Raw genomic sequence first — 25,992 nt, 5'->3', positions numbered from 1 at the left:
ATAAAAGGCGAGGCAAAAATGGCAAGCGCACAACAAGTTCTGGTAGTAGATGACAATGTCGATATGGTGGAGTCGCTGTCGGCTCTGCTGCAATGTCAGGGTTACGAGACCGCCTCGGCGCATAATGGCTACGAGGCTTGCGACTGGGTACGCGATGCGATGCCGAAGGCGATCATCATGGATCTCGGCATGCCATGGATGGATGGCTTTGGCGCAGTGCGGGCGATTCGCCGCATGCCTGGCGCCGAATCGGTGCCGATCATCGCGCTGACCGGTTCAGCCGACCGCGATTCGGCCAAGAAGGCCGTCGCGGCGGGCTTTACGCAGCACTTTTCCAAGCCGCTGAACTTCGATCATCTGAACCAGTATCTGAACAACCTCGGTTAAACCGCTGCCGGCTGCGCGCCGACCGCGCGGCCGGCAAATACCAGCAGCAGACCGGCGGCGGCCATCACGGCGCCGGCGACCGGCACTGCGGCGTAGCCCATGCCGGCCGAGATGACCGCGCTACCGATGGCGGCACCCGCAGCGTTGCCTAGGTTGAAGGCGCCGACGTTGACCGACGACGCCAGTCCCGGCGCCTCGGCCGCCGCGTGCATCACGCGGATTTGCACCGGCGGCACAATCGCAAACGCGGCCGCACCCCACAGCACGACACCAATCAGCGCTCCCCAATGGCTGGTAAACAGCAATGGCAAGGCCAGCATGATCACCGCCAATGACGCCAGGAAGATCTTGGTGGCGCCATCCAGCGACCAATCGGCCAGCTTGCCGCCGATGCCGTTACCGAGCGTGAAGCCGACCCCAATCAGCACCAGCGCCAGCGTCACAAACGTACCCGAGGCGCCGGTCAGCGTGGTCAGGATCGGTGCGATATACGTATAGACGGTGAACATGGCGGCCGAGCCCATGACCGTGGTGGCTAACGCCATCAGCACCACCGGGCGGGCCAGCACGCGAAGCTCTTTGCGGATGTCGGGCATCGCGCCCATTTCGCCGCGTGGCAGTGCGAGCACCAGCGCCGCCATCGCCAGCAGGCCCAGTCCCGCAGTGCCAGCAAACGCCATGCGCCAGCCGATCTGCTGGCCGATCCAGGTTGCCGCTGGCACGCCGCCGATATTGGCAATCGTCAGTCCCATGAACATTGTGGCCACCGCGCTGGCGCGTTTGTCCGGCGTGACCAGGTTGGCCGCCACCACCGAACCGATACCGAAGAAGGCGCCGTGATTCAGGCTGGTGACCAAGCGCGAGGCGAGCAGTGTCCAGTAGCCGGGCGCCATGGCCGACAGCAGATTGCCAACCACGAAAATCGACAGCAGCACAACCAGCGCATGCTTGGCGCGCAGACGCGCCAGCAGCAGTGTCATGATCGGTGCGCCGATCATGACGCCCAGCGCGTAGGCGCTGATTAACAGGCCGGCGCTGGGGATGGAGACGTGCACGCCTTCGGCGATGACAGGCAGCAGTCCCATAGGCGAAAATTCGGTGGTGCCGATGCCGAAGGCGCCGACGGCCAATGCCAGCAACGCCCAGGTGGGCTTCTTGTTCGTATCCGTCACTGTGTACTTTCAGTTAACTAAAAGAGGTCAACTATAGTGGAGTTCGGGATTTTCTGCAGAGGTGGGGAGGGAATCCGGCGGCGATGCCGTCCCAGGCCAGCGGTGACAAACACGTGTCATTGCCCGGAGACGTTGGCGTAGCCGCATTGGCAACACACTTCACAGCAAACGATGGCCCCATCTTCTGGCTGTCGCCATCGTCCGCCGAAGGGGAGAGCGGCGCAGGCCCGGTCGGGCCTTGCCGCAGCAATTTAACGCAGGGTTTCGGTCAGCACGCGGCCTTCCGAGCCGGCCGGTGGGCGGACGTGCAGCAGGTTGGCCAGCGTCGGCGCGATGTCGACTACTTCGGCATACTGGCCGTAGGCGCCCGGCTTGATCCAGCGTTTACCCATGATCATCAGTGGCACGTTGGTGTCGTAGGCGTACGGCGAGCCGTGCGAGGTGCCGCTGACGCCGGTGCCGAAGTACCAGAACGGTTTGGTAACCACCATCAGGTCGCCCGACAGTTCGCGGTTCCAGGCGCGGCGCATCAGGGTGTTGATATGCGTGCCTTGCACCGCGCCGCTTTCAAACTGGGTGCGGGTGAAGGTGTCGACGATGCCGTTCTGCGCCAGCAGATAGCGTGCGGCGGCGTTTTCCACGTCTTCGCGTTTCAGTTTGTTTTGCTCGGCCAGCGCGTAGTCCAGGTGGATGTTCGGCAGCGACCAGGCTTGCACCAGTTTGGACACGCCAAACTTGGCGGCCAGATGCTGGTCCAGTGCGGCCATCATCTTGTCGCCGTCGATGCGCTGGGCATCGAGGTTCTGGGTTTTAGCGAATTCCGGCGTGTTCGGGAAGCCGTGATCGGCGGTCAGCACCACCAGCACATTGTCCATGCCGACGCGTTTATCCAGGTAGTTGAAGAAGTCGGCCAGCATGCGGTCCAGGCGTTGCAGGTGGTCGTGCGACAGTTTGCTCTCCGGGCCGAAGGCGTGATTGACGTAATCGTGCGCCGACAGGCTGACGCCCAGCAGGTCCGGCACGCCGGCCGGATTGCGGCCGAGGTTTTCGCCTTCGACGGCGGCGCGCGCGAAGTCCAGCGTCAGTTGATCGAGGAAGGGGCCGACGCGCAGGCTGGCGTAGTAGCCGGCGTCGATCTCGCCGCTTTCGCTGTAATAGGTGTACGGCAGGCGGTTATGCGAACCGGCTTTCGGAATGTTCAGGTCTTCCGGCGCGTCGCTGGCGTAGGCCGATTCCGGCAGCAGCGGCGCCCAGGTCTTGCCGTAGTAGCGGTCCTGCGGCTTGGCGGCCAGGTACTTCTGCGCCCATTCCGGGTGCTGCTTCATGTAGTAGGTGCTGCTGGCGAAGTGGCCGGTTTTGTCCATGTACATATAGGCGGTGCCGGTTTTACCCGCCAGCAGGATGGCGCCGCGGTCCTTGCCGGAGACGGTGATCACTTTGCTGCGGCTGCCGGTGGCGTAGCGCAGTTCATCGCCCAGCGTGTCGACTTTGAGCTTGGCCGGCGAGGTGCCGTCGCTCGGCTTGGTCTCTTCGCCGATGTAGGTGTAGTTGGTGTCTTCGGTGCAGTAGACCGATTTCTTGGTGACCGGATCGATCCAGTTATTGCCGATGATGCCGTGCACGTAAGGATAGGCACCGGTCAGCACGGCGCTATGGCCGATGGCGGTGACCGTGACGCCATGCGCCTGGTGCGCGTCGCTGAAGGACGCGCCCTGGTCCAGCATGCGGCGCAAGCCGCCCTGGCCAAACTGGTCGCGGTAACGTTGTACCTGCTCGTTCGGCAGGCCATCGACCACCAGCACCACCACCAGCTTGGGCAGGGTGGAGGCGGTGGTCGGCGCCGCAGGGGCGGCCGAAACGTGGGACAGCGCGAGGCAGGATGCGGCAATGGTGATTGCGCGCAGGGACAGATGCTTGGTCATAGAGTGTCGTCAGGTTGGATAGGATAGTTTGGCGTGCGGGATACTATCCTATTCCTGTGACAGTTCTATGACAAGGTCAGGCCTTGCGCTTTTCTCCCGCCACCAGTTGCACGATGACGGCGATGACGATGTTCAGTAGCAGCGCCGTCAGGCCGGTGTAGGCGGTGTAACCGTCGCCGCCGATGATGAAGGTGTGCACCGGCTTGATGCCGTCGCTGAACGCCAGCAGGCTGCCGGCGACGATGCCGACTGCCCAGCCGCTGAGCAGCGCGCGGGCGCCGAACCAGCCGAAGAACAGCCCGAACACCACCGACGGGAAGGTCTGCAGGATCCACACGCCGCCCAGCAGTTGCAGGTCCAGGGCGAACTTGGTCGGCAAGAATAGGATGAACACCAGCGCGCCGACCTTGACCACCAGCGACACCAGCTTGGCCACCTTGGCTTCGCCGGCCGGCGTGACGGCCGGATTGACATACGGCTTCCAGAAATTGCGGGTGAACAGATTGGCAGCGCCGATCGACATCACCGCTGCCGGCACCAGCGCGCCGATGGCGATGGCGGCGAAGGCAAAGCCGCTGAACCAGCTCGGGAACAGGGCGTTGAACAGCGCCGGCACCACGTCGTTATTACTGGCGACGGTGATATGGGCCGCATACGCCATGAAGCCCAGCAGCGCGATCAGGCCAAGCAGGATGGTGTAGGCCGGCAGGAACACGGCGTTCTTGCGGATGGTGTCCGCGCTGTTGGCGGCGAAGATGCCGGTCAGCGTGTGCGGATACATGAAGGCCGCCATGGCCGAACCCAGGGCCAGCGTGGCGAACGGCAGGATCTGCGCCGATTTCAGCGTCAGGCCGGTGGCGCCGCCCTTGGCGGCGAAGGCGTCGCCGGCGGCCGAGAACACCGCGCCGTAGCCGCCCAGTTTCATCGGCACCAGCACCACCGCCACCAGCACCACGATGTAAATCATCAGGTCCTTGACGAAGGCGATCAGCGCCGGCGCGCGCAGGCCGGCCGCGTAGGTGTACAGCGCCAGGATGACGAAGGCGGCGGCCAGCGGCAGTTCGCCGGTCAGGCCGAGCGCCTTGATCACCACTTCCATGCCCACCAGTTGCAGCGCGATGTAAGGCATGGTGGCGACCACGCCGGTCAGGGCGATGGCGAATTCCAGTGGACGCGAACGATAGCGGCCGAACACCACATCGGCAGCGGTGACATGGCCGGCTTTCTGCGCCGCGTGCCACAGCTTGGGCATGATGGTGTAAACAATCGGGTACACCAGGATGGTGTAGGGCAGGGCGAAGAAGCCATAGGCGCCGACCGCGTACACCAGCGCCGGCACGGCGATCACGGTGTAGGCGGTGTAGAAGTCGCCGCCGACCAGGAACCAGGTGATCCACGCGCCGAAGTTACGGCCGCCGAGGCCCCATTCTTCCAGGTGGTTGCCGTCCTTTTGCTTGCTGCCCATCCAGCGCGAGGCGCCGAAGCCCAGCACCGTCACCAGCACAAAGAAGAAGATGAAGACGCTGAGCGCGGTCCAGTTGATTTCAGTGGGCATTATTCAACTCCCTTCTTCTTGTCGCTCTGGTACACCACCCAGATGATCAGCGCCGTCAGCGGCACCCAGGCAAACTGATACCAGTAGAAGAAAGGGAAGCCGAACAGCGAGGGCAGTTCTTTGTTATAGAAGGGCAGCCAGAGGAGGCCAATGAAGGGTAGGGCAAGCAGATAGCGCACGGCGACTCCATATTCTAAGTTGTCGCTGCATGGTATAAAAATGGCGAGAAGCGCGCTACCACCTATCGGGGTATATATTGTAGCGGGGCTGTTACAAATGAAATCTATCAAGCCGCGCCGGTGATTAATTTTCTCAATTGCAACAGTGTGTAAAAGCAACTGTTTTGGCGAAAAAGAGCAGTTTTTTGCAGTAGATGCCGGCACGAAATGATAACTCTTGCTAAAACGCTGATAGAATGTAGTTGTGAGGAATCTTCTTGCAGGAGTGAATGATGAGTATGGTGAACAACATTGGTGGTGGTACGTTGTCGGCAGCCTTGGTTGCGGACAAGGCGCTCGCGCCCGTACGAGTTCAATCTGCCACGGATAGTGGTGCTAACGCGGACCTGAGTGCATCGGTTGCCGCGTATTTCTCGTTGCCTGGCTTTAATGCCACCAGCCCCCTGCAGGCTGACACCAGCAACTCGCCCGATAGCGGCGACCAGGCCAATGCGCTGGTCAAGGCCGTGTCGGAGGACGATAGTCTGAAAAGCGCGTTACAGCAGTTTGACGAAGGTCTGAAAAAACTGGCGTCGCGTCCTGAAACGCAGATTTTCCAGGCCCGCTTTGGCGCCGACAATTCAGCCAACGGCGTGGATGGCCTGACCAATGCTACGCCGCCGGACCCGCTGCTGTCGCCGGAGCCGCTGCCTGGCGTGGGTGAAGACGGCGTGCTGGGCGTGCCGCCGCCGGCTACCGAAATGGCTGCCGACACCAATCATGATGGCAAGGTAAGTGAAGATGAGCGCATCCGCTATGAAGCGCCGCTGACCTATCGCAGCCTGGCTCACGCTGATGGCGCGGATGCCCAGACCAATGGTCCTAACGCTTTCTCGCTGACCGAAGTAAATAGCGCTTACGGTGCTGCCGGTGCCGCTGTCCCGGCCTGATCGTTAATCATCCCGAATTGGAAGGGCCTTGCCAGAGATGGCAAGGCCCTTTTTTTATCCCGTCCGGTAATTAAAGTCCACACCTGATCCATAAAAAATGCGAACATCATATGTGAATGTACATACATTAACCTTTAGTGTGCATCAATCTTAAATATTAGTAACAGTGCGGGAGATTGTAGTGAAAAGAAGAATCTTCAAGCAGTTCAATGCGCTGGCCCTGCGGGCCGGCGTGGCGGCGTTGATTGCCGCCGGTCTGGGCGGTTGCGCGCTCGGGCCGAATTTTAAATCCCCCGCTGCGCCGGCCACTGCCGGTGACAGCTACACGCCGACACCGCTGCCGCAGCAGACCGCGTCGGCGCCTGGCGTTGGCGGGGCGTCTCAGCAGTTCGCATTTGGGCAGGAGATTCCTGCGCAGTGGTGGTCGTTATTTCGTTCGCCGGCGCTGGATCAGTTGATCCGCAGCGCGCTGGCGCAGAACCCCAATATGGCCGCGGCTGAAGCGGTGTTGCGGCAGGCGCAGGAGAACTACAACGCGCAAGCAGGCAATCTGCTCTATCCATCGGTCAACGCGCAGTTGGGCGGCGGGCGGCAGAAGATCAGCGCGTCCAGCGCCGGCGCTGCAGCCGGCGTTTATAACGTCTACAACGCATCGGTCAACGTCGCCTACACGCCGGACGTGTTTGGCGGCACGCGCCGCACACTGGAAGGCGCGCAAGCCGCTGTAGATTACCAGCGCTTCCAGGTCGAGGCGACTTACCTGACGCTGAGCGCCAACGTGGTCACCACCGCCATCCAGGAAGCATCGCTGCGGGCGCAGTTGCAGGCCACGCGCGAAGTGCTGGATGCGCTGACCAAGCAGCAGAATGTGATCGAGAAGCAGTTCGAGTTCGGCGCCATTCCGCGCACCACGGTGCTCAGCCAGCGCAACCAGGTGGCGCAGATTAACGCCACCATCGCGCCGCTGGAAAAAGCGCTGGCGGCCGCGCGCCATCAATTGTCGGTATTGGCCGGCAAGCTGCCGGGCGAAGGCGGCATGCCGGAGTTTACGCTGGAGTCGCTGACACTGCCGCAGCAGCTGCCGGTGTCGCTGCCGTCGGCGCTGGTGCGCCAGCGGCCCGACATCCGCGCCAGCGAGGAAGCGCTGCATCAGGCCAGCGCCAATATCGGCGTGGCGACGGCGGCGCAGTATCCGCAGTTCTCGCTGACCGGCAGCTACGGCTCCAGCGCCACCACCTTCGGCAAGCTGTTCGACTCGCAGACCACCGCATGGAGTTTGCTGGCCGGCGTTGCGCAGCCAGTGTTCAACGGTGGCGCGCTGAGCGCGCAACGCCGCGCCGCCGAAGCGGCCTACGATGCGGCGTCAGCGCAGTATCGCGCCACCGTGCTGACCGCGTTCCAGAACGTCGCCGACACGCTGCGCGCGCTGGACTCGGATGCCGCCGCGCTGAAGTCGCAGGCGGAAGCCGAGGCCCTGGCCAAGGAAACGCTGGACTTGTCCGAACAGCAGTACAAGCTGGGTGGCATCAGCTACCTGGTGTTGCTGGACGCGCAGCGCAGCTATCAGCAAACCCATATCAGCCTGGTGCAGGCGCAGGCCACCCGCTATGCCGATACGGCAGCGCTGTTCCAGGCACTGGGCGGCGGCTGGTGGAATCGCGCCGATGGCGTGCCGGCCGCAACGACGGTGTCCGCCGCCGCACCATATGGCAAAGACGGTAAAAACCAATAAACGCATCATTCAAATCCGCAGGAGAACGATTCATGGCCAAGCGACCGACGACCAAGCGCATGCTCATCATGGTAGGGTTGGTGATTTTACTGATCGCTGTACTCGCGTTCGGGAAATTTTTACAGATTAAAAAATTGATCGCCAGCGCGCCCAAGCCGGCCGCGCAGGTGGTTACCGCCGTCAAGGCGCAAACCGCAGAATGGCAGCCGCAGCTGACCTCCGTCGGCACGCTGGCGCCGGTGCGCGGTGTCGATGTCACCACCGAGATCGCCGGCCTGGTGCGCGAAGTGCGCTTCAAGTCGGGCGACGAGGTAAAAGCAGGGCAGGTGCTGTTTGAGATGAATGCCGATTCCGACATCGCCCAGTTGCGCGCGCTGCAAGCCAACGCCGATCTGGCCGGCACCACGCTCAAGCGCGACAAGCTGCAACTGTCGGCGCAAGCCATCAGCCAGGCGCAGGTCGACGGCGACGAAGCCGACCTGAAAGCCAAGCAGGCGCTGGTCTCGCAGCAGAAAGCTCTGGTCGACAAGAAGACCATCCGCGCGCCGTTCGCCGGCAAGCTGGGGATCACCGCCATCAATCCGGGCCAGTACCTGAATCCGGGCGACAAGCTGGTGACGCTGCAAACCATCGACACCCTGTACGCCGATTTCTTCATCCCGCAAAAGCAGCTAGCCAGCCTGTCCATCGGCCAGAAGCTGAACCTGACCAGCGATTCCTATCCTGGCGTGGGCTTTGCCGCCAAGGTAACTTCGATCAGTCCTAAAATCGATGCGGCCACCCGCAACGTGCAGGTGCAGGCCACGCTGCCGAACGCCAAGCGCCAGCTGTTGCCGGGCATGTTCGCCAACGTCAGCCTGGATCAGGGGGAGCTGAAAAAATACCTGACCTTGCCGCAGACCGCCATTACCTACAACCCGTATGGCTCGACCGTGTTCCTGCTGGCGCCGCCGCCGGCCGATTCCAAGGATGCCATGAAGGATGACAAAGGCCAGGCTTACCTGGTGGCGCAGCAGGTGTTCGTGACCACCGGTCCGACCCGTGGCGACCAGGTGGCGATTCTCACCGGCTTGAAGGAAGGCCAGACCGTGGTCACCAGCGGCCAGCTGAAACTGAAGAACGGTACGCCGGTTGTGATCGACAACAAGGTGCAGCCGGCGAACAGTCCGAATCCGACGCCGCAGGAACACTGAGGATAAAGCGCCATGAATTTTACCGATATCTTCATCAAGAAGCCGGTGCTGGCCAGCGTGATCAGTTTACTGATCGTGGTGCTGGGCCTGCGCTCGCTGTTCAGTCTTCCGGTCAACCAGTATCCGAAGACGCAGAATGCGGTGGTGACCATCTCCACCACCTACTATGGCGCGGATGCGGCCACGGTGGCGGGCTTTATCACCCAGCCGCTGGAATCGGCCATCGCGCAGGCGCAGGGGATTGATTACCTGTCGTCGTCGTCCAACAGCGGCGTGTCGACCATTACTGCCACGCTGCGCTTGAACTACGATTCCAACCGCGCGCTGACCGAGATCACCACCCAGGTCAACTCGGTCAAGAACCAGTTGCCACAACAGGCGCAGCAACCGGTGCTGACGGTGCAAACCGGCCAGACTACCGACGCCATGTACATGGGCTTCTATAGCGACACGCTGCCGACCAATAACGTGACCGACTTCCTGGCGCGCGTGGTCAAGCCGAAGCTCGACTCGGTCCAGGGCGTACAGACCGCCGAGCTGCTGGGCGCGCGCCAGTTCGCGCTGCGCGCATGGCTGGACTCCGACAAGATGGCGGCGCATGGCGTCACCGCGGCGGAAGTCAGTCAGGCGCTGGCGTCCAACAACTACCTGGCCGGCCTGGGTTCGACCAAGGGCCAGGCGGTGACCGTGCCGCTGACTGCCGGCACCGACCTGCACACGGTGGAGGAATTCAAGCAGCTCTCCGTCAAGCAGCAGGACGGCGCCATCGTGCGGCTGGAGGATATCGCCACCGTCACGCTGGGTTCCGAGAACTATGACTTCAACGTTGCCTTCAGCGGCGTGCGCTCGGTGTTCATCGGTATCAAGGTGGCGCCGGACGCCAACATCCTGGACGTGGCCAAGCGCGTGCGCGAAGCCTTCCCCGGCATCAAATCGCAGCTGCCGACCGGCCTGACCGGTGAAATCGTCTACGACTCGACGGAGTTCATCAACACCTCGATCGATGAAGTGGTGAAGACGCTGATCGAAGCGCTGGTGATCGTGACCATCGTGATCTACCTGTTCCTCGGCAGCTTCCGTGCGGTGATCGTGCCGGTGGTGGCGATGCCGCTGTCGCTGATCGGCACCTTCTTCGTGATGCTGATGCTGGGTTATTCGATCAACCTGCTGACGCTGTTGGCGATCGTGCTGGCCATCGGCCTGGTGGTCGATGACGCGATTATCGTGGTGGAGAACGTCGACCGTCATATGAAGGAAGGCATGTCGCCGATGGACGCCGCCATCCAGGCCGCGCGCGAACTGGGTAGTCCGATCCTGGCGATGACGGTGGTGCTGATCGCGGTGTATGTGCCGATCGGCTTCCAGGGCGGCCTGACCGGCGCGCTGTTCACCGAGTTCGCGTTTACGCTGGCGGGCGCGGTGGCGGTGTCCGGCATCGTCGCGCTGACGCTGTCGCCGATGATGTGCGGCCACTTCTTCGACCACAAGCAGGATGAAGGAAAATTCGTCAAGGCCATCGACCGCGTGTTCGCCAAGGTGCATGACGGCTATCTGCGCGTGTTGAGTAGCCTGCTGAATACCTGGGTGGTGCTGATCGTGTTCGGCTTCATCGTGTTTGGCCTGCTGATCATCCAGTTCAAGATGTCGCAGTCCGAGCTGGCGCCGGAAGAAGACCAGGGCATCGTGCTGTCGCAGGTGGTCGGTGCGCCTACCGCCACGTCGGACCAGATGCAGACGTACGCCAAGCAGATTTTCGATGTGGCGAAATCGCTGCCGGAATACGATCAGATGTTCCAGATCACCGGCGTGCCGACCACCAATGCCGGTATTGGCGGCGTACTGTTTAAATCGTGGGACAAGCGGAGCCGCTCGGCGCACGAAATCCAGACCGAATTGCAGGCCAAGTGGAATCACATCGCCGGCGGCCGCGTGGCGGCGTTCCAGTTCCCGGCGCTGCCGGGCAGCTCGGGCTTGCCGGTGCAGTTCGTGATCACCACCACCGAGCCGTTCGAGAATCTGAACGCGGTGGCGCAGGCGGTGCTGGACAAGGCGCGCAAGGACAACAAGTTCTACTTCGTCGACGTCGACCTGAAAATCGACACGCCGCAAGCCAAGGTCGAAGTGGACCGCGACAAGCTGGCCACGCTGGGCCTGACGCAGCAGGACTTCGGCAACGCCATGGGCGCGGCGCTGGGCGGCGGTTACGTCAACTACTTCTCGATCGCCGGCCGTTCGTACAAGGTGATCCCGCAGGTGCAGCAGGTCGACCGTCTCAATCCGGACGATGTGCTGAACTTCTACATTAAGACCCCGACCGGCGACATGATCCCGGCCAGCACCGTGGCCAGCATCAAGTACACGGTGCAGCCGGAATCGATTACCCGCTTCCAGCAGCTGAACTCCGCGACCATTTCCGGCGTGACCGGCTCGTCGCAGGGCGAGATCCAGCAGTACCTGCGCGACGCCCTGAAGGAAGTGGCGCCGTCGGGCTATACGGCTGACTTCTCGGGTGAATCGCGCCAGTATGCGGCGGAATCGGGCGGCTTCCTGGCGACCATGCTGTTCGCCGTGATCATCGTGTTCCTGGCGCTGGCGGCGCAGTTTGAGAGCTTCCGCGATCCGATCGTGATCCTGTTCTCGGTGCCGATGGCGCTGTTCGGGGCGATGACGTTTATCTTCCTCGGCTTCGCCTCGATCAACATCTACACCCAGGTGGGTCTGGTGACGCTGATGGGCCTCATCTCCAAGCACGGCATCCTGATCGTGGAGGTGGCCAATCACCTGCGCGAATCGGGCAAGTCCAAGCGCGAAGCGATCGAGGAGGCGGCAGCCACCCGTCTGCGTCCGATCCTGATGACGACGGCGGCGATGGTGTTCGGCGTGATCCCTCTGGTGATCGCGTCGGGCGCCGGCGCGGCCGGCCGTCACGCCATGGGCCTGGTGATCTTTACCGGGCTGTCGATCGGTACCTTGTTTACGCTGTTCGTCGTGCCGGCCATGTACCTGTGGCTGGCCGGCGAGCATAAGGCGCACGCCGAACCAGCGGACGCGCCGCCCGAAGGTCCGACCCAAGGTCCGACCCCTGAGCCGGCTCACTGAGATGCGTCATGAGTAGCACCGACAAACCCGGCGCCGGACGCTGGCGCTGGCTGTCGGGAGGGCGCCAGCGGCGTCAGGAAGAAGTCATCCTGATGATGCTGTGCGCCCTCAGCATCCCGAGCATTCTTCCCTTTGGTATTTACCGGCTGCTGCAAGGCAGCTGGGCTTCGGCCATGGTCGACATGGCGCTGGTGCTGGCCATGTCGTCGGTGATTGTGCATGTGTGGCGCACCGGCCGTTATCAGGTGGCTAGCGTGTGCGTCACCATTTTCTACACCGGCGGCATGCTGACCACCGTTTATCTGCGCGGCGTGGGGCTGGTGTACTGGGTGTATCCGACCATGATCTCGGCGTACTTCGTGCTGCGGCCATCGGTGGCGCTGGCGATCAACAGCGTCGGACTGCTGGTGCTGGTGGCGGTCTTGCATGGACGGGTGGAGATGCTGAACCTGGCCACCATCATCGTCACGGTCGGCCTGGTCAACCTGTTTGCCTACATATTCTCTTACCGCACCGGCGTGCAAAACCGCCGGCTGCATAATGCGGCGGAGCTGGATTTCCTGACCGGCGTGGGCAACCGCCGCGCGCTGGAGCGGCATCTGGCCGAATACGCGCAGGAGCGCCGTCCGCAGCTGGAATCGAGCTTGCTGCTGCTGGATCTGGATCATTTCAAGCAGGTCAACGATCAATATGGGCACGCCGCCGGCGACAAGGTGCTGATGCGACTAGCAGAGTTGATGCGGCGGCACACGCGTTCGTCGGACCGGATTTTCCGTTACGGCGGCGAGGAGTTCGCGATTATCGCCAGCGGCGCGGGCCTGAATGCGGCGGCCAGCCTGGCCGAGGGCTTGCGCGGCGCGGTGGCCACGGCCACGCTACAGGAAGATCATCCGATCACCATCTCCATCGGTGTGGCCTATATGGACAAGGCGCAGAAGCCTGCGGACTGGCTGGCGCAGGCCGACAAGATGCTGTACGCTGCCAAGCAGGGCGGACGCAATGCGGTCCGCGTGGCGGAACCTTCCTGACCCCTTCCATGCCTATTATCCTCACTACTTTGCTGGCGGCGCATACCTTCGCTGCTGCGGCGGCGCAGAAGGAAGCGGCCATCGAGCTGACGCCGCCAACGCAGGCGGCGCCTGCGCAGCCGGCGTTGACCGATGACGTGATCAAGAAAGCAGTGCGCGAGACCGTCGCTGAAACGCCGCAGCCGCCGCCGCCGCTGGCGGTCAATCCGCAAGCCGGCGCTTTCCGCGCCAATTCCGTAGAAGCACGCATGAGCGCCGCCTTCGAGCAGGCCAAGGTGCCGGACTGTCTGCATTCGGACGCGCTGAAGCTGCAACCGGCCCATATCGGCCCGGTGAAGGTGGTCGGCCCTTACTCGCTGCCGTGGGTGATTGCCGCCGTGGTGCGCGGCAAATGCAATTAGAACGGCCGCACGCCGATCAGCGGCAAGTGCAGCCATAGCGCGAAGATGATGGCGCCGGCAATGCCGGCCACGATGGTGAGCGCAGTGGCGCCGCCGCTGCCTTGCGGGTAGATCGTGCCTAGTGCCGCATCACGTTTGCGCGAGGCGCGAAACAGCAGGATCGCCCATATCAGGAAGCTGCCGAACAACAGGATGTCGTGCAGCGTGCCGTTGGCGATCAGGTGGGCCAGCGCCCAGGTCTTGATCCCCAGCGTCATCGGGTGATGCAGTTTGGCCTTGATGCCGTTGCGCGGGATGTAGGCGGCGGTGATGAAGACGAAGGCGATTACCGCCAGCAGCGCGGCCAGGTGGCGCGTGAATGGCGGCGGCGTCCAGATGATGATGGGTGCCTGGCGCGCCAGGCTATAGCCCCAGATGATCAGCAGCAGGCTGCTGATCGATACCACGGAATACAGCGCGCGCCATGGCAGGAGGCCCATGCGGACGCGTACCCGGTTCCGCCAGTCTTCCGCGAAGATGCGGATCGAGTGCAGTCCGAGAAAAATTATCAGGCCCAGTATCAATATCGTCATCGCGCGTTCCATGGTTGTCTGCTGCCGTGACAATACACCGGTGAAGGGTGGCGCGCAACGCCGCTAGCGCAAGTTTCCCGCCAAATGAACGCTGGCACCGGCGCCGCTGCCGACCAGCCGCACGGCGCGCCAGCCATTAGCGCCGGGCGGCGCTGTTTGCACCGTCAACGCGGTGCAGGGCAGCGGTACCGGCTTGACGAAGCGAACGTCGATCTCGCGGAAGCTGATCCCTTGCTGCTGCAGCATTTCGTAGCTGCGCACGAAGCTGCCGAAGCCGTGCAGCACCAGGCTGCGGAACGCCGAACGTCGCGCCAGTGGCCCGCACCAGTGGATAGGATTGAAATCGCCAGTCAGCAGCGCAAAGCGCAGGCCATCACGCGCGTCGGCCTGCCAGGCGCCGGCGGTTTGCCACTGAGGTTCATTATGCCGCACGTGCGCAGCCTTGGCCGGACGCGGTCCTGGCAGCAAAAAGCTCATATGCAGACGCGCCTCCACCAGCAACGGCAGTTGCGCCGTGCCTGTGATGACCGCCACCACCAACTTGATCCGGCCCGGCGTGTGCTCAATCTGCTCAACCGCGGCGCTGACATGCAGCGGCGTGTCGCGTGGCAGCGGGCCATGTACGCTTAGGCCTACGCCCTGATTGATTACGGTGGTTAGCTTGTGGGGCATGCGCAGCAGCAGCTCGCCAACCAACGGCAAACTCCACTGCGAGACCATGTGCGGCGGCAGCTCACCTTGATAGCCGTCGTCAGCGCCCGACCAGGCAACGTACTGCGCCACCAGCTCCGCCGCAGGCGCATCGATCACCCGCGCGACGGTGTCGGTGCTACGCGCCGGTGTCGGGGATGCTGGCCCAATCGCGTTAAGCACAGTATGTCCGACCACGCGCGCGCCGGTCAGCAGCATCGGCAGGTGGTGGCGCAGCAGGCGATACGGTACGCCCGTCATTGCTGCACCGCCTTCATCACCGCCGCCAGTAGCGCCTGCGGCTGATACATCAGCCGATGCGGCGTTAAGCCAAGCCGCACCACCACCAACTGCTGCGACGGCACAATGGCGATGCTTTGTCCATCGTGCCCCTCCATCCAATACGTATCCGCAGGAAGCTGAAAACGCGTATCGGGATTCTGCCCCTCCGGCGTAGCGCCCGAAGGCCCATAGCGCCATACCGAGCCTTGCCCATACGCGCCACCCGACGCCGGCGCCACCTGCTGCATTCCGCTGACAAAACCATCCGGCAAATAGCGCTTGCCCTGCCAAACGCCGTCCTGCAACAGGAACTGGCCAAAGCGCGCCCAATCCTGTGTGGTCGCATACATATAACTGGAGCCAACCAGATTGCCACGTGCATCGGCTTCGATTACCGCGCTGCTCATGCCTAGCGGCGCAAACAAACGGTCATGCGGCAGCGACAGCACCGCAGCCGACACCGCGGCCTTGGCGTCACCGCCGGCAGCCCGCTGCCAGATACGCGACAACAGCACCGTGCTGCCACTTGAATAATTCCACTTCGTGCCCGGCGGGTGCTCCATGGGTTGCGTCGTCGTGAAAGCCGCCATATCCGGTTCCAGATATAGCATGCGTGTCGCATCGGAGACATCGCCGTAGCCTTCGTTCCAGCGCAAGCCGCTGCTCATCGACATCAACTGCGCGAGCGTGATCTGCGCGCGCTCATCGCCAGCGGGCCAAAAACCGCTCTGTTGCAAGGACAGCTTGCCATCTGAGATCTGCATGCCGGCCAGCGCCGCGCTCACGGTCTTGGCCATCGACCATCCCAGCAACGGCGACGCCGCCGTGAAACCTGCGCCATAACGCTGCGCCACCAAACGCCCGCGATAAATCACCGCCATGCCGCGCATGCCCGCACCGGCCAGCGCATCCTGCGCCAGCAAAGCCTGCACCGCCGGATTGGTATCTTCCATCGAACCGGTAGGCCACGGCACATTAGGCGATGGCCCCCAGATCCTGATCGGATTGAATTGATACTGTGAAGCCCGCGCCGCATCGCCATCCGGCGCCGCCGCGCAGCCGGTGCCGGGGCGGTACACCGCCAGACCGTCGCCGACAAAACCAAAGAACTGCGCCCGTACGGTTTTGCGCTGCTGGTCTACCTGCACCTTTAAATATTTCAGCACCGGATGGCCGGGCGCCTGCACATCCTCCGCCAGCACCGCCTGGGCATTACGGCCGGCGATAAACACATTCGAGCAGACGATCTTGGCGCCGTAATTGGCGCCTACCCGCAGCAAATCGGGCGGCTTCACCGCCAGCGTCGCCACACCGCCGGCCGCGATCACCACCACCGCCGCAGCAGCCAGTAAGAGTTTTGATGCCATTACATGCCAGCCCTGAATTCGACGCCGGCGCGCGGCGGCGTCATGTTGGAATACTTCGTAACCTGCTACGATTGTACCCACATGGCGGCATCAGGGCTACCGCACTGCAAGGATCTTGATTGTCAGGGCCGCAGAGGATACGCCCAACAGGTGCGCCTGCCACGCAACGTGGACATCGGCCGGCAGGTCCGACCAGCCGGTGGTATAGCCGAGGGCTTCGGCGCCGATCTTCACGGCCAGCGCCACGCCGAGGAGCGCCAACGCGGTGCGTGCCCGGATGCCGGCTTGTCTCCACAAAGTGCATGCCGCCAGCACCACCAGCATCACGGCCATGCCGGACGCGCCGCGATAATAGATCAGATCCGGTGCCAGAAGCAGCAGGCCGCCGGCAATCAGCGGCGCCGTCAGCGCAACAGCAAGGCATAGCCGCCGCCAGCCCAGCACGGGCAGGGCCACTGAACACGCCGCTGCCGCAGTGGCTAAGTCGATCAATGCATGCCGCGTTGAGTAGTGGACCAGATGGCAGGTCCACAGCCGCCAGATTTCGCCCGCCAGGATGGCATGGCGGTCGAACTCCAGCAGTTCAGGCACGACGCCGAACCGCATACGCCACGCCGGCCAGCAATACTGCCAGCGCAAGGCTGATCCAGCCCATGGCGCCGCCGCCTTTGTAGCCAGCCTTGTTCTCGACCTGGTAGTTGGCGTTGTTCTTGATCCGTTCGCGGAAGCCGTCCAATTCCGTTTGCAGCTGCGGGATCAACTGGTCGACCGCGCGTTCATAGCCTTCGCCTGCGGCCAGGCGCTGTTTTTCACTAAGGCCGGCCCACGTCGCCCCGCCTTTGACGCGGCTGGTTCCCGGCGCGCGAAACAGCAGCTTGTGGCTCTGGACATCGAAGACGGCGGCATCCACCATGGTCTGTACGTCGTACTGGTCGCCGTGGATCACGTAGGCGCCGATGATGGTCCAGTACAGCACCGCCAGTGCATTGGTGTCATTGAACTGCACCTGATCGTAGGAGAGCAGGGTGACCACCTCCACGTCGAACATGCGCGCCACCTGTTCCAGGTTGGTGAATCCGCCTTTGGCTTGCAGGTACTGGCTCGGGATGATCTCGATCTTGCCGATGTACTGATGCTTTGCGAACGAATCGCGCACACGCTCCAGCAATTTCATCTTGGCGGCTTCCGGCAAGCCGTTGTTCCAGTTTGCGCCGGGCACGAAGGCGATGCCCACCTTGACCGGCGGCCGCAGTTTGACCACGCTTGGCGCCAGGGTCGGCGCCTCTTTCGCGTTCGGATAAAGATAGTCGACCAAGCTGCCGGTCTGCTTGGCGCCATCAGGACTGCGCCAGCCGACGCAGCCACTCAGGCCGGCGGCGACCGCGATGATCAACAGGGTTTTAAGAAATCGCATGTGCTTCTCCGTTCGGTTGCTGGTTCAGGATCTTGTAGCAGCTGATGGCGCCCATTAGCGGTATGCCGATATGGACCACGATCAGCCACCACAGGCTGCCGGTCAGCACATAGCCCACGCTGAACAAAATAGCGGAGACGATGCTGAGGGTGATTTGTTTGGGATTGCTGTAGCCATGGCCGGCGCCATACGCCACCCCGGCGATCATTACCGCGCCCCAGGTGCCCACCAGGGGTGTCAGCACCAGCGTGAGGAAGCCGCGGTACAGCAGCTCCCAGCCGCCGCCGATGAACAGCGTGGTCACTACGAACAGCTTCAGTTCGCCGGAAGTGCGTGGCAGGGCGTCGCTGGCGCGCACCTGCTCATACATCTCGGCGACTTTTTCGGGAGGCATTTTCGCCTCGCGCGCCTTGCCGGCATAGTGCAGCAGGGGCAGGCCGAGGATCGGTATCAGCAGGCACCAGAGGGCGGCGCCGGAGGCTGGAACACCCAGCCCGAGGTCGGATGCGGTGTGGCCGCTCCACCAGCACGCCGCCACCAGCGCGATCAGCGTCACGCCGATGCTGCGAATGGTGGCGAGATAGCGTTGCGCGCGCGACCGCTTGGGCTTATCGCTCTTGTGGATGCTGCGCCATAACTGCTGGGAGGGGAGAACCAGGACCAGATAAAACGCCAGCGCAAGATCGATCATATTCGGGCCACCTTAAGTAAAGGACAACGGCCGATTATACGTTACGAAATATGCAATCTGAAAGCGCAGGCGTTCAGGTATCAGTGGGTGCTGCACGCAGTATCGCCGTGCAGCACCGCCGACTTTAGAAGCTGGTCGACAAACCAGCGTAGATGGAGCGGCGTTCGCCGTATTGCGGTGCGCCGACGCCGACGCCCGAACCGTCGCGCAGCAGGTAGACTTTGTCGAAGGCGTTGATCAGCGCCAGGCGACCTTCCACGGTGCCGACCGGTGTCGCTTTCCAGGTGTGGGTCAGCGCCAGGTTGACGGTGGTGTAGTGCGGCAGGTGGCCGGAGTTCGGCGCGCCGTTGTCAGGCGTCAGACGCAGGCCGCTGCCATACAGGAAATCGCCGCTGACCTGCGAATCGCCGAAGTGGTAGTGGGCGCCGCCCGATACCGTCACCGTCTGGTCGTGGTCCACGTGGATGTAGTGGTTGGCGATGTAGGCCAATTCGTCCGGGCCAAACAGCGACTGGCCGGAAGTGATGTTGGTGCCTTCCGCCTTTTGCGTGGTCACGTTGAGGAAAGTGCCCCAGTTCTTCTCGCTGTAGACGCTGGACAATTCCAGGCCCTTGGCGTAGCCGCGGTCGTAGTTGAACGGCGACAGGATCAGCGCCTGGCCGAACTGGCCTTCATCCAGCATATTGCGGATTTTCTTGTAGTAGGCGTCCGCGGTCACGGTCAGCTGTGGCGTCAGCTGGTGGCTGATGCCGATGTCGTAGTAGTTGGTGCGTTCGGATTTGACGTTGTCGGACACGCCCACCTCCGGCGCATTCGAGGTGCCGGCGTATTTGTCGATGCTGGACTGCGCGGCCAGTTCCTGCGGCGGCGGCGTAAAGTAGCGCGAATAGCCGGCGTGCAGCGCCGTGCCTTTGGCCAGCTGGTAGGCCACGTTGATGCGCGGGCTCCATTGCTGCTCGTTGACGTAGGCGTCCACCTTATCGAAGCGCACGCCGTAGTTGACGGTCAGCGGCGCGCTGATGTGCCATTCGTCCTGCAGGTAGATGCTGGACAGCTTGCCGGTCTTGCTGCTGTTGTCGATGATGGTGCGCGGATCGGTGCTGGCCTGGGTGCCGTCGTCGTTCATGTCAAACACGCCCACAGTGTTGTCGCTGTGCGTGGTCTGGCGGGTGTAGGCCAGGCCGGTGCGGATGGTGTGCTGGTCATTGAGCTTGTAGCTGGCGTCGAATTGCAGGCCGTTGGCGGTGTTCGAGCGCAGCGTGTTGGAGGCCACGCCGTTGTAGGCCAGGTCGCCGATGGGGTCCGGCGTGTAGTGCAGTTCCGAATACTGATGGAAGGCCGAGACCTGGTAATTCAGATCGCCCAGGCTTTTTTGCAGCGACAGCACCAGGAAGCGGTTTTTCTCGCGCTGGTTTTCGTCCAGCTGCGACGAGTCAGGCGCGGTGGCGCCGGTGACGGCGAATGCCGGTTCCTGATTCGGATTGTTCGGAATCTGGAAGCGGCCGTTGTAGGTGCCGAACATCAGGCCCAGGCGGGTGTTATCGTCCAGGAAGTACGACAGCACGCCGAACGACTTGGTCTGATTGGTCTTGTCGTGCAGCGCGCTGGTAGTCGGCAGCGGATTCTCGATCCCCAGCTTGTTGGTCAGGTAGCTGCCAGACAGGTAGTAGTTAAACGCGCCCTGGGTGCCGAAGAATTCCGCGCTCGGCTGGATCTGATCGTGGCTGCCAACCAGCACGCCCACGCGGCCGCCCGATTGCGGCAGGCCCTCCTTGGTCTGGATGTCGACGATGCCGGCGGTGCGCAGGCCGAATTGGGCTGGCAGCGCGCCGGTGATGAAATCGGTGGATTCAACGAAGCGGGTGTCGATCGACTGGCCAAAACCGCTGATCGATTCCGGCAGCTGCACGCCGTTGACGCGGTACTGCACGTTGGCGTGGTCGTCGCGCACGTGGATCGAGCCCGAGCCCTTGGAGTCCTGGCTCACGCCCGGAAGACGCAGCAGCACTTCGTTGAACGGCGTGTTGTCGCCTTGGCCCAGCTGGTCGACCATATGCTTGTCGATGCTGTAGATGGTGGTGCCGACGTTGGGCGAGAGATCGATGCGGGCGCTCTTCAGGTGAGCGGCGGTGACTTCCACTTGCTGCATCGGTGCTTCGTCCGGCGCGGCGGTCGTGGCGCTAGTTGCCTGCTGCGCATTGGCATGATTGGCATAGAAAGCGGCGGCGATCAGCAGGGGCAGAATACGGAGTTGTGGCTTGTGTTGCATGTTAAATCCTTGAATATACAGACGTGGCGATGCATTGGTCCCTCTCGCAAGAGAGGCCGGCAGTGCAGCGATTAAAATTCAGATGGAGAAAACAGCAACGCCGGGCGGCGCGTGAGATGGTGGCGTGAGGTAGCTGGTTTGCGCGGCGCGCACCACGGTGCGTGGCGCCAGCACCGGCAGGCTGCCGCCTTGCAGTGCGACCGGGGCCACCAGCAAGGTGGCGGGCGGTACGCCGCCGGCAGGCAGATGAACCACCGAGCAGGCCGCGCAATCCGGCTCATGATCGGTGTAGGCGTGGGTATGCGAACTCGCGCCGATCAGCTGCAGCGCCAGGAACATCAGCACGAAGAACATCATGACGCGTTGATAACGCGTCTGGCGATGTGGAGTGCTCATGGTGATGGTCGGGGCATGCATCCCCTGATTTTACAGGGGATCTGCCATATTAGACAACGGTTAATGCGTTAGTGCGCTGGCGTGGCGGCCGAATCGCCCACCAGGCCGCGCCGGGTGGCAAGGACCACGGCGTGGGTGCGTGCCGTCGCACCAAGCTTGTCAAACAGGCCTTTGACGTGGGTCTTGACGGTGCCGACGCCGATGCCCAGCTCACGCGCGATCGACTTGTTGCACTGGCCCTGGGCCAGCAGCTGCAGCACGTCGGTCTCTCGGCTGGTCAGGCCGATGCGGGTAAAGCTGTCGGCCACGCAGCGGCTCAGGTCCGCGCTCAGGTAGCGCATGCCGCGGCTCAGGGTGCGCACGGCGGTCAGCAGTTGTTCCGCATCCGAGTTTTGCAGCAGGTAGCCGTGCACGCCCGCCATCATCGCGGTACGCACTTCCCATTCGCGTTCCAGCTGGGTCACGATCAGCACGCGCGGCTGGCTGTCGCCGTGGTGGGCGTTGGCGGCGCGGCGCATGTGTTCCAGGCCGTTGCGGTGATCGAGGACGATCACGTCGGCGCCGCCAAGGCTGGCCGCCTCGCTGCTGGCAACGGTGATCTGCATATCGCTGTTGGCGCCCAAAAGGGCGGCCAGGCCGGCGTTGACGATCGGGTCCGCATGTGCGATCAGCACATGGACTTTATCGCCTTGCTGGACGATGCCGTTGGTGTTACCGGTGCCGCCGACGGCGGACTGAGGCCAGGATCGGGTATCCACTCGCATGTCACTCTCCTAAATTGAAAAACTGGTGACTAGAAGATTAAGCTTTTCCAGCGCGTTTGCCACGCCCCGATCCGGGAGGATGGCCATCCCTAGATGGAGGTATAGCCAGACCCTTGCGCCTGTGGCATCCTTACGCTAGAAGCCAGAATTTCATCCACGATGTACGAGACGCCAATGAATGCCCCGATCAAGATCCTGAGCGTGGACGACCACCCGATGTTCCGCGAAGGCATAGCCAGCGTGATCGCCGACGAGGAAGACATGCAGCTGCTGGAGGAGGCCACCAACGGCGTGCAAGCCGTGGAGGCTTACCGCCGCCTGCAGCCTGACGTCACGCTGATGGACATCCAGATGCCGGACATGAACGGCATCGACGCCACCATCGCCATCCGCAAGGAATTTCCCAACGCCCGCATCGTGGTGCTGACAACCTACGAGGGCGACGTACTGGCGCAGCGCGCCATCGCCGCCGGCGCCGCCGGCTATCTTCTCAAGAGCATGCTGCGCAAGGAGCTGCTGGCGACGATTCGCACCGTGCACCAGGGCCGCCGCAGCATTCCGGCGGCGGTGGCCAGCGGCATCGCAGAACACTGGCACGAAGGGGCGTTGAGCAAACGGGAGACCGAGGTGCTGCAGCTGGTGGCCGGAGGCCAGAGCAACAAGCGCATCGGCATGCATCTGGCGATTTCAGAAGAAACCGTCAAGGTGCACATGAAAAGCATCCTGGCCAAGCTGAATGCCAGCGACCGCACGCACGCGGTCACGCTGGCCATCGAACGCGGCATCCTGGACCTGCATTCCTGCGGCGTGATCCAGTAATCCAATAACTACGCGGCCTCGCGCATCAGCCAGCGCCGCAGCGCGCCCGGCTTGCGTTCATAGACGGCCGCTCCCGGCGCGCTGACCTGCGCCACCGTGCCCATGCCGGGACGGCACCACAAATCCAGCGCCGCATCGATTTTCATCGCCCGTTCGCGCATGCCGATCAGGCCCCAGTGGCCGGGCAGTTCGCCGGCCGCCAGCACCTTTTCATCAATGCCACGGCCATCGTCGCGCACCACCAGCGTGAAGTGTTCGGCCGCATAGCCCAGTTCCAGCTCGATGCGGCTGGCGCCGGAGTGGCGGAAGGCGTTCAGCAGCGCTTCACGGCCAATATGGTACAGGTGCTCGCGCGCGGACTCGGTCAATGTGGCCTGTTGGCCGGTGACGATCAGCGCAAAGTCAGCCGCGTGTTCTTCGCGCAGGTGCTGTCCCAGTTCGCCGAACATGTGCGGCAGGTCGTCGAGGTGCGGCACGCTGCGCAGGCCGCGCACCTGGTTGCGGCCTTCGGCCAGCACCTGGTCGGCCTGGTTGAGGATCTTCTCCACCAGTTGATAGGCCTCGCCGTCGGGCGGCAACCGCTTGAGCAGCGTTTGCACGCGCAGCATCAGCCCTTGCACGCTTTGCAGGAATGTGTCGTGCAGCGTGCGGGCGATGCGTTCGCGCTCGTCGGCGCGGTCCTCTAGCCGCGTGCGCAGCTGGCGGGTGACGTGTCGCAGGCGCAGGCGGTACACCACCCATAGCAGCGCCGCCAGCGCCAGCACGCACAGCAGCTTGAACCAGGCGGTTTCCACGAAGGTGGGCGGAATGCTGAAGCCCAGTTGCGCCTCCTGCGGATTCCACACGCCGTCTTCGTTGGCCGCCATCACGCGGAAGCGGTACTCGCCAGGATCGAGATTGGTGTAGAAGGCTTGGCGGCGCGCGCCCGGGTCCTGCCACTCGGTGTCGACGCCGTCGAGCCGATAGCGGAAGCGCACCCGCTCCGGAATGCTCAGGCTCAGCGCCGTGTAGTCGATGCGCAGGTTGCTGGTCGACTTGGGCAGCACCAGGCCGGGAAGGGGACTGTAACGCTGCTCGCCGACCGCGATGTCCTGCACCAGCACCGCCGGCGGCACCGGGTTGCGCGTGATGTGGGCCGGATTGATCCAGTTGATGCGATTGGCGGTGGCCATCCACAGCAGGCCGTCGTCGCCCATCACCAGCGACGGCATCGGCCGCAGTTGCGAGGCGGCGCCCAGCAGGCCGTCGTGGGCGTCGAAGCGTTCGTATTCCACTTCATAGCCCGGTGTGCTCATGGCCCGCGCTACCTGCGCGGCGGTGATGCGGCTCAGGCCTTCGGTGCCGAACAGCCACAGGTCGCCCTGCTCGCTGCGGGTGATGCCGGACACGCCGCGGAAGATCTCGCCGCGCAAGCCGTGCAGGGTGGCGAAGCGCTGGCCGTCAAACCAGGCCACGCCACGTTCGCCGCCGGCCCACAGCTGCGTGCCGCTGCGGTGTAGGGTCAGCACGTGGCCCAGGTCCAGTCCTTGGTCGGCGCTATAGATATCGACTTTGCCGTCGGCCAGGCGCACGATGTAGTTGCGAATGTAGCCGGCCCACAGCGCACCGTCACTGCCGGTTTCCAGCGAGGTGGGGAACTGGTCGCCCATCCCAGGCGTGGACAGCGGCAGCGCCGGCTGGCGGCGCCACTGGCCGTCCTTGAGCAGGTACAAGCCCTCGCGCACCACTGATACCCACATGCCGCCGCCGCTGGCGCGGCTCATCGCCTGCACCTCATAACTCTTGGCCTCAGGCGGCAGCGGATAGCGTTCCACCCGGCCGCCTTCCACGCTCCACACTTCATCGTCGTTGCCGGCCCAGAGTACGCCGTCCGGGTCGCGGTACAGCGCGGAGATGTGGCCGGACAGCACGCTGCGCTTTTCACCCTCGGGCCCCAGCACGCGCAGCGCGCCGATACGGTCGCCGGCCCAGACGCCGCCGCCGGTCACCGGCGCAATCGCCGGATGGTTGAACACCATTTGCAGCGGTAGCGTCAACAACCGGTTATGACGGAAGCGGTTCAGGCCCGCCGAGGTGCCGATCCACACATTGCCTTCGCGGTCCTGGAAAAAGCTTTGCGGCAGGCCGCCGCTCAGATCCTGCCGTTGCGACTCGCTGCTGCCGGCGTTGCGGCGTTCCAGGCCGCCGGCGCGGAAGATCCACTGGTTGCCTTCGCGGTCGAAGTACATATTGTTACCCTGTAGCGCCGGCCGCGCACCACCGTCCCCAGATGGCGCTTCCGCTTGCAGGCGGTAGTAGCTGTCGATGTCGGACGCCCACACGCTGCCATCCGGCGCCAGCGCCATGCCGCTCAAATCCCCGTGCGGCCAGGCCGGCATGAACTGCGCGCGGCTGTCGGTGCGGCTGAAGATCCCGCCCTGCATGGCGACCCACTGGCGCCCGCCGCGATCGAACAGCACCTGGCGCGCACGCCGCGCCGGCAGGCCGAAGTCGGCGCCGATGGTGACGAAATGGTCGCCGTCCAGCCGCGCCAGGCCGTCGCGCGCGGAGATCCACAGCACGCCGTCCGGTGCGCGTGCAATGCTGGTGATGGCGCCAGACGGCAAGCCCTGGCCGGCGGCGAAGTGACGCGCCTGATTGCGGCTGAAGTAGCTGATGCCGCCGCCAATGCGGTAGCCAACCCACAAGCCGCCTTCCGGCGGCGCGTACAGCGTGCGCACATTGGACGACAGCAGCGCGTGGCCTTCAACGCTGTCGACCCGTTCATAGCGCTTGCCATCGAAGCGGTACAAGCCGGTGCCGGCGGCCAGCCATAGCCAGCCATCGCTGGTCTGGGCGATGCTGAGGATGTCGACCGGCGCGCTATCGAGCGCACCCCAGGAGGTGTGAGTGAACTGTTCCAGCAGGCGTGCCGGCGGTTGCTGCGCCAGCGCCGGCGGCGGGGCGCACAAAAGCAGGCCGCAAAAGGCGGCGAAGGCGGCATGCAGGAGCAGGGAAGCGCGTGCAGTCGTCATAGGGTGAGAGGTTCTGGGAATTTGAGGATTTTAGCATCTATCCAGGTGCAAGCCAGTCCCTCCCAAAAGAGGGGGGAATTGTCAATCAATCCCGGTGATGCCGGTGGGGGGAGACAT

Annotated in this window: 22 protein-coding genes; 8 read left to right on the top strand and 14 right to left on the bottom strand. The window is 63.4% G+C overall.

Annotation, left to right across the window (positions count from 1 at the left end; translation table 11 throughout):
- The first annotated feature begins 18 nt into the window (after window positions 1-18).
- A complete protein-coding gene (locus tag HH213_RS29180; RefSeq protein ID WP_110849359.1) occupies window positions 19-387 on the top strand; it encodes a response regulator in 369 nt (122 codons plus the stop codon).
- On the opposite strand, the gene HH213_RS29175 is transcribed toward HH213_RS29180, so the two are convergent.
- The 4 genes from HH213_RS29175 to HH213_RS29160 form a co-directional block, all read right to left on the bottom strand.
- Window positions 384-1,559 carry an MFS transporter gene (locus tag HH213_RS29175; protein ID WP_169114702.1) on the bottom strand — a complete coding sequence of 392 codons (1,176 nt, stop codon included), beginning with the start codon at window positions 1,557-1,559 and terminating at the stop codon, window positions 384-386. The two genes, HH213_RS29180 and HH213_RS29175, sit on opposite strands and share 4 nt — an antisense overlap.
- 251 nt (window positions 1,560-1,810) lie before the next feature.
- On the bottom strand, window positions 1,811-3,481 hold the full coding sequence (locus HH213_RS29170; protein WP_169114700.1) for an alkaline phosphatase family protein: 1,671 nt from the start codon (window positions 3,479-3,481) through the stop codon (window positions 1,811-1,813).
- A 76-nt stretch (window positions 3,482-3,557) separates the two neighbouring features.
- Entirely contained in the window at window positions 3,558-5,036 is a 1,479-nt protein-coding gene (mctP, locus tag HH213_RS29165; RefSeq protein ID WP_110849362.1) for a monocarboxylate uptake permease MctP, read from the bottom strand.
- The gene (locus HH213_RS29160) at window positions 5,036-5,215 is read right to left on the bottom strand and encodes a DUF3311 domain-containing protein (protein WP_110849363.1); all 180 of its coding nucleotides are present in this window, start codon (window positions 5,213-5,215) and stop codon (window positions 5,036-5,038) included. Before HH213_RS29160 ends, mctP begins: the two co-directional genes overlap by 1 nt.
- A gap of 416 nt (window positions 5,216-5,631) precedes the next feature.
- Between HH213_RS29160 and HH213_RS29155 the strand changes: the two genes are divergently transcribed.
- From HH213_RS29155 to HH213_RS29130, 6 genes are all read left to right on the top strand, one after another.
- Window positions 5,632-6,144: a hypothetical protein gene (locus HH213_RS29155; protein WP_229263223.1), complete on the top strand. Its 513-nt coding sequence runs from the start codon at window positions 5,632-5,634 to the stop codon at window positions 6,142-6,144.
- Between the two features lie 181 nt (window positions 6,145-6,325).
- Window positions 6,326-7,876 (top strand): efflux transporter outer membrane subunit, encoded by a 1,551-nt coding sequence (locus HH213_RS29150; protein WP_229263222.1) that lies wholly within the window; start codon window positions 6,326-6,328, stop codon window positions 7,874-7,876.
- Window positions 7,877-7,908: 32 nt separating this feature from the next.
- Window positions 7,909-9,069 (top strand): efflux RND transporter periplasmic adaptor subunit, encoded by a 1,161-nt coding sequence (locus HH213_RS29145; RefSeq protein WP_110849366.1) that lies wholly within the window; start codon window positions 7,909-7,911, stop codon window positions 9,067-9,069.
- Between the two features lie 12 nt (window positions 9,070-9,081).
- Complete coding sequence (locus HH213_RS29140; protein ID WP_169114698.1) at window positions 9,082-12,168, top strand: efflux RND transporter permease subunit; 3,087 nt, start codon at window positions 9,082-9,084, stop codon at window positions 12,166-12,168.
- 8 nt (window positions 12,169-12,176) lie between these two features.
- Window positions 12,177-13,196: a GGDEF domain-containing protein gene (locus HH213_RS29135; RefSeq protein ID WP_169114696.1), complete on the top strand. Its 1,020-nt coding sequence runs from the start codon at window positions 12,177-12,179 to the stop codon at window positions 13,194-13,196.
- A gap of 8 nt (window positions 13,197-13,204) precedes the next feature.
- Window positions 13,205-13,597 (top strand): hypothetical protein, encoded by a 393-nt coding sequence (locus HH213_RS29130; RefSeq protein WP_169114694.1) that lies wholly within the window; start codon window positions 13,205-13,207, stop codon window positions 13,595-13,597.
- Here the strand turns inward: HH213_RS29130 and HH213_RS29125 are convergent.
- From HH213_RS29125 to HH213_RS29085, 9 genes are all read right to left on the bottom strand, one after another.
- The gene (locus tag HH213_RS29125) at window positions 13,594-14,181 is read right to left on the bottom strand and encodes an NnrU family protein (protein WP_229263221.1); all 588 of its coding nucleotides are present in this window, start codon (window positions 14,179-14,181) and stop codon (window positions 13,594-13,596) included. The two genes, HH213_RS29130 and HH213_RS29125, sit on opposite strands and share 4 nt — an antisense overlap.
- A gap of 51 nt (window positions 14,182-14,232) precedes the next feature.
- Window positions 14,233-15,120 carry a MaoC/PaaZ C-terminal domain-containing protein gene (locus HH213_RS29120; RefSeq protein WP_169114692.1) on the bottom strand — a complete coding sequence of 296 codons (888 nt, stop codon included), beginning with the start codon at window positions 15,118-15,120 and terminating at the stop codon, window positions 14,233-14,235.
- Window positions 15,117-16,508 carry a serine hydrolase domain-containing protein gene (locus tag HH213_RS29115; protein WP_169114690.1) on the bottom strand — a complete coding sequence of 464 codons (1,392 nt, stop codon included), beginning with the start codon at window positions 16,506-16,508 and terminating at the stop codon, window positions 15,117-15,119. The genes HH213_RS29120 and HH213_RS29115 overlap by 4 nt, the downstream gene beginning before the upstream one ends.
- 96 nt (window positions 16,509-16,604) lie before the next feature.
- Window positions 16,605-17,114, bottom strand: a complete 510-nt coding sequence (rrtA, locus tag HH213_RS29110; RefSeq protein WP_169114688.1) for a rhombosortase — start codon at window positions 17,112-17,114, stop codon at window positions 16,605-16,607.
- Window positions 17,092-17,922 (bottom strand): rhombotarget lipoprotein, encoded by an 831-nt coding sequence (rhlP, locus tag HH213_RS29105; protein ID WP_169114686.1) that lies wholly within the window; start codon window positions 17,920-17,922, stop codon window positions 17,092-17,094. Before rhlP ends, rrtA begins: the two co-directional genes overlap by 23 nt.
- Entirely contained in the window at window positions 17,909-18,613 is a 705-nt protein-coding gene (locus HH213_RS29100) for a CPBP family intramembrane glutamic endopeptidase (protein ID WP_169114684.1), read from the bottom strand. The genes rhlP and HH213_RS29100 overlap by 14 nt, the downstream gene beginning before the upstream one ends.
- A gap of 124 nt (window positions 18,614-18,737) precedes the next feature.
- Entirely contained in the window at window positions 18,738-20,882 is a 2,145-nt protein-coding gene (locus HH213_RS29095; protein WP_169114682.1) for a TonB-dependent receptor, read from the bottom strand.
- A gap of 78 nt (window positions 20,883-20,960) precedes the next feature.
- Window positions 20,961-21,278, bottom strand: a complete 318-nt coding sequence (locus tag HH213_RS29090) for a hypothetical protein (RefSeq protein ID WP_229263220.1) — start codon at window positions 21,276-21,278, stop codon at window positions 20,961-20,963.
- 68 nt (window positions 21,279-21,346) lie between these two features.
- Window positions 21,347-22,042 (bottom strand): LuxR C-terminal-related transcriptional regulator, encoded by a 696-nt coding sequence (locus HH213_RS29085; protein ID WP_169114680.1) that lies wholly within the window; start codon window positions 22,040-22,042, stop codon window positions 21,347-21,349.
- A gap of 174 nt (window positions 22,043-22,216) precedes the next feature.
- On the opposite strand from HH213_RS29085, the gene HH213_RS29080 reads away from it, so the two are divergent.
- Entirely contained in the window at window positions 22,217-22,861 is a 645-nt protein-coding gene (locus tag HH213_RS29080; RefSeq protein WP_229263219.1) for a response regulator, read from the top strand.
- An 8-nt stretch (window positions 22,862-22,869) separates the two neighbouring features.
- On the opposite strand, the gene HH213_RS29075 is transcribed toward HH213_RS29080, so the two are convergent.
- Window positions 22,870-25,875, bottom strand: coding sequence for a ligand-binding sensor domain-containing protein (locus HH213_RS29075; RefSeq protein WP_169114678.1), 3,006 nt, complete (start codon window positions 25,873-25,875; stop codon window positions 22,870-22,872).
- Window positions 25,876-25,992 lie beyond the last annotated feature (117 nt).

Source organism: Duganella dendranthematis (assembly GCF_012849375.1).
GTDB lineage: Bacteria > Pseudomonadota > Gammaproteobacteria > Burkholderiales > Burkholderiaceae_D > Rugamonas > Rugamonas dendranthematis.
The sequence above is the reverse complement of the archived record's forward strand: the minus strand, read 5'-3'. Positions and strand labels throughout refer to the sequence as shown.

Coding starts and splice junctions, on each gene's coding strand:
- HH213_RS29170 (WP_169114700.1), bottom strand. CDS start 3,481: ATGACCAAGCATCTGTCCCTGCGCGCAATCACCATTGCCGCATCCTGC.
- HH213_RS29090 (WP_229263220.1), bottom strand. CDS start 21,278: ATGAGCACTCCACATCGCCAGACGCGTTATCAACGCGTCATGATGTTC.
- rrtA (WP_169114688.1), bottom strand. CDS start 17,114: ATGCGGTTCGGCGTCGTGCCTGAACTGCTGGAGTTCGACCGCCATGCC.
- HH213_RS29145 (WP_110849366.1), top strand. CDS start 7,909: ATGGCCAAGCGACCGACGACCAAGCGCATGCTCATCATGGTAGGGTTG.
- HH213_RS29100 (WP_169114684.1), bottom strand. CDS start 18,613: ATGATCGATCTTGCGCTGGCGTTTTATCTGGTCCTGGTTCTCCCCTCC.
- mctP (WP_110849362.1), bottom strand. CDS start 5,036: ATGCCCACTGAAATCAACTGGACCGCGCTCAGCGTCTTCATCTTCTTC.
- HH213_RS29130 (WP_169114694.1), top strand. CDS start 13,205: ATGCCTATTATCCTCACTACTTTGCTGGCGGCGCATACCTTCGCTGCT.
- HH213_RS29085 (WP_169114680.1), bottom strand. CDS start 22,042: ATGCGAGTGGATACCCGATCCTGGCCTCAGTCCGCCGTCGGCGGCACC.
- HH213_RS29125 (WP_229263221.1), bottom strand. CDS start 14,181: ATGGAACGCGCGATGACGATATTGATACTGGGCCTGATAATTTTTCTC.
- HH213_RS29120 (WP_169114692.1), bottom strand. CDS start 15,120: ATGACGGGCGTACCGTATCGCCTGCTGCGCCACCACCTGCCGATGCTG.
- HH213_RS29075 (WP_169114678.1), bottom strand. CDS start 25,875: ATGACGACTGCACGCGCTTCCCTGCTCCTGCATGCCGCCTTCGCCGCC.
- HH213_RS29115 (WP_169114690.1), bottom strand. CDS start 16,508: ATGGCATCAAAACTCTTACTGGCTGCTGCGGCGGTGGTGGTGATCGCG.
- HH213_RS29140 (WP_169114698.1), top strand. CDS start 9,082: ATGAATTTTACCGATATCTTCATCAAGAAGCCGGTGCTGGCCAGCGTG.
- HH213_RS29135 (WP_169114696.1), top strand. CDS start 12,177: ATGAGTAGCACCGACAAACCCGGCGCCGGACGCTGGCGCTGGCTGTCG.
- HH213_RS29180 (WP_110849359.1), top strand. CDS start 19: ATGGCAAGCGCACAACAAGTTCTGGTAGTAGATGACAATGTCGATATG.
- rhlP (WP_169114686.1), bottom strand. CDS start 17,922: ATGCGATTTCTTAAAACCCTGTTGATCATCGCGGTCGCCGCCGGCCTG.
- HH213_RS29080 (WP_229263219.1), top strand. CDS start 22,217: ATGAATGCCCCGATCAAGATCCTGAGCGTGGACGACCACCCGATGTTC.
- HH213_RS29095 (WP_169114682.1), bottom strand. CDS start 20,882: ATGCAACACAAGCCACAACTCCGTATTCTGCCCCTGCTGATCGCCGCC.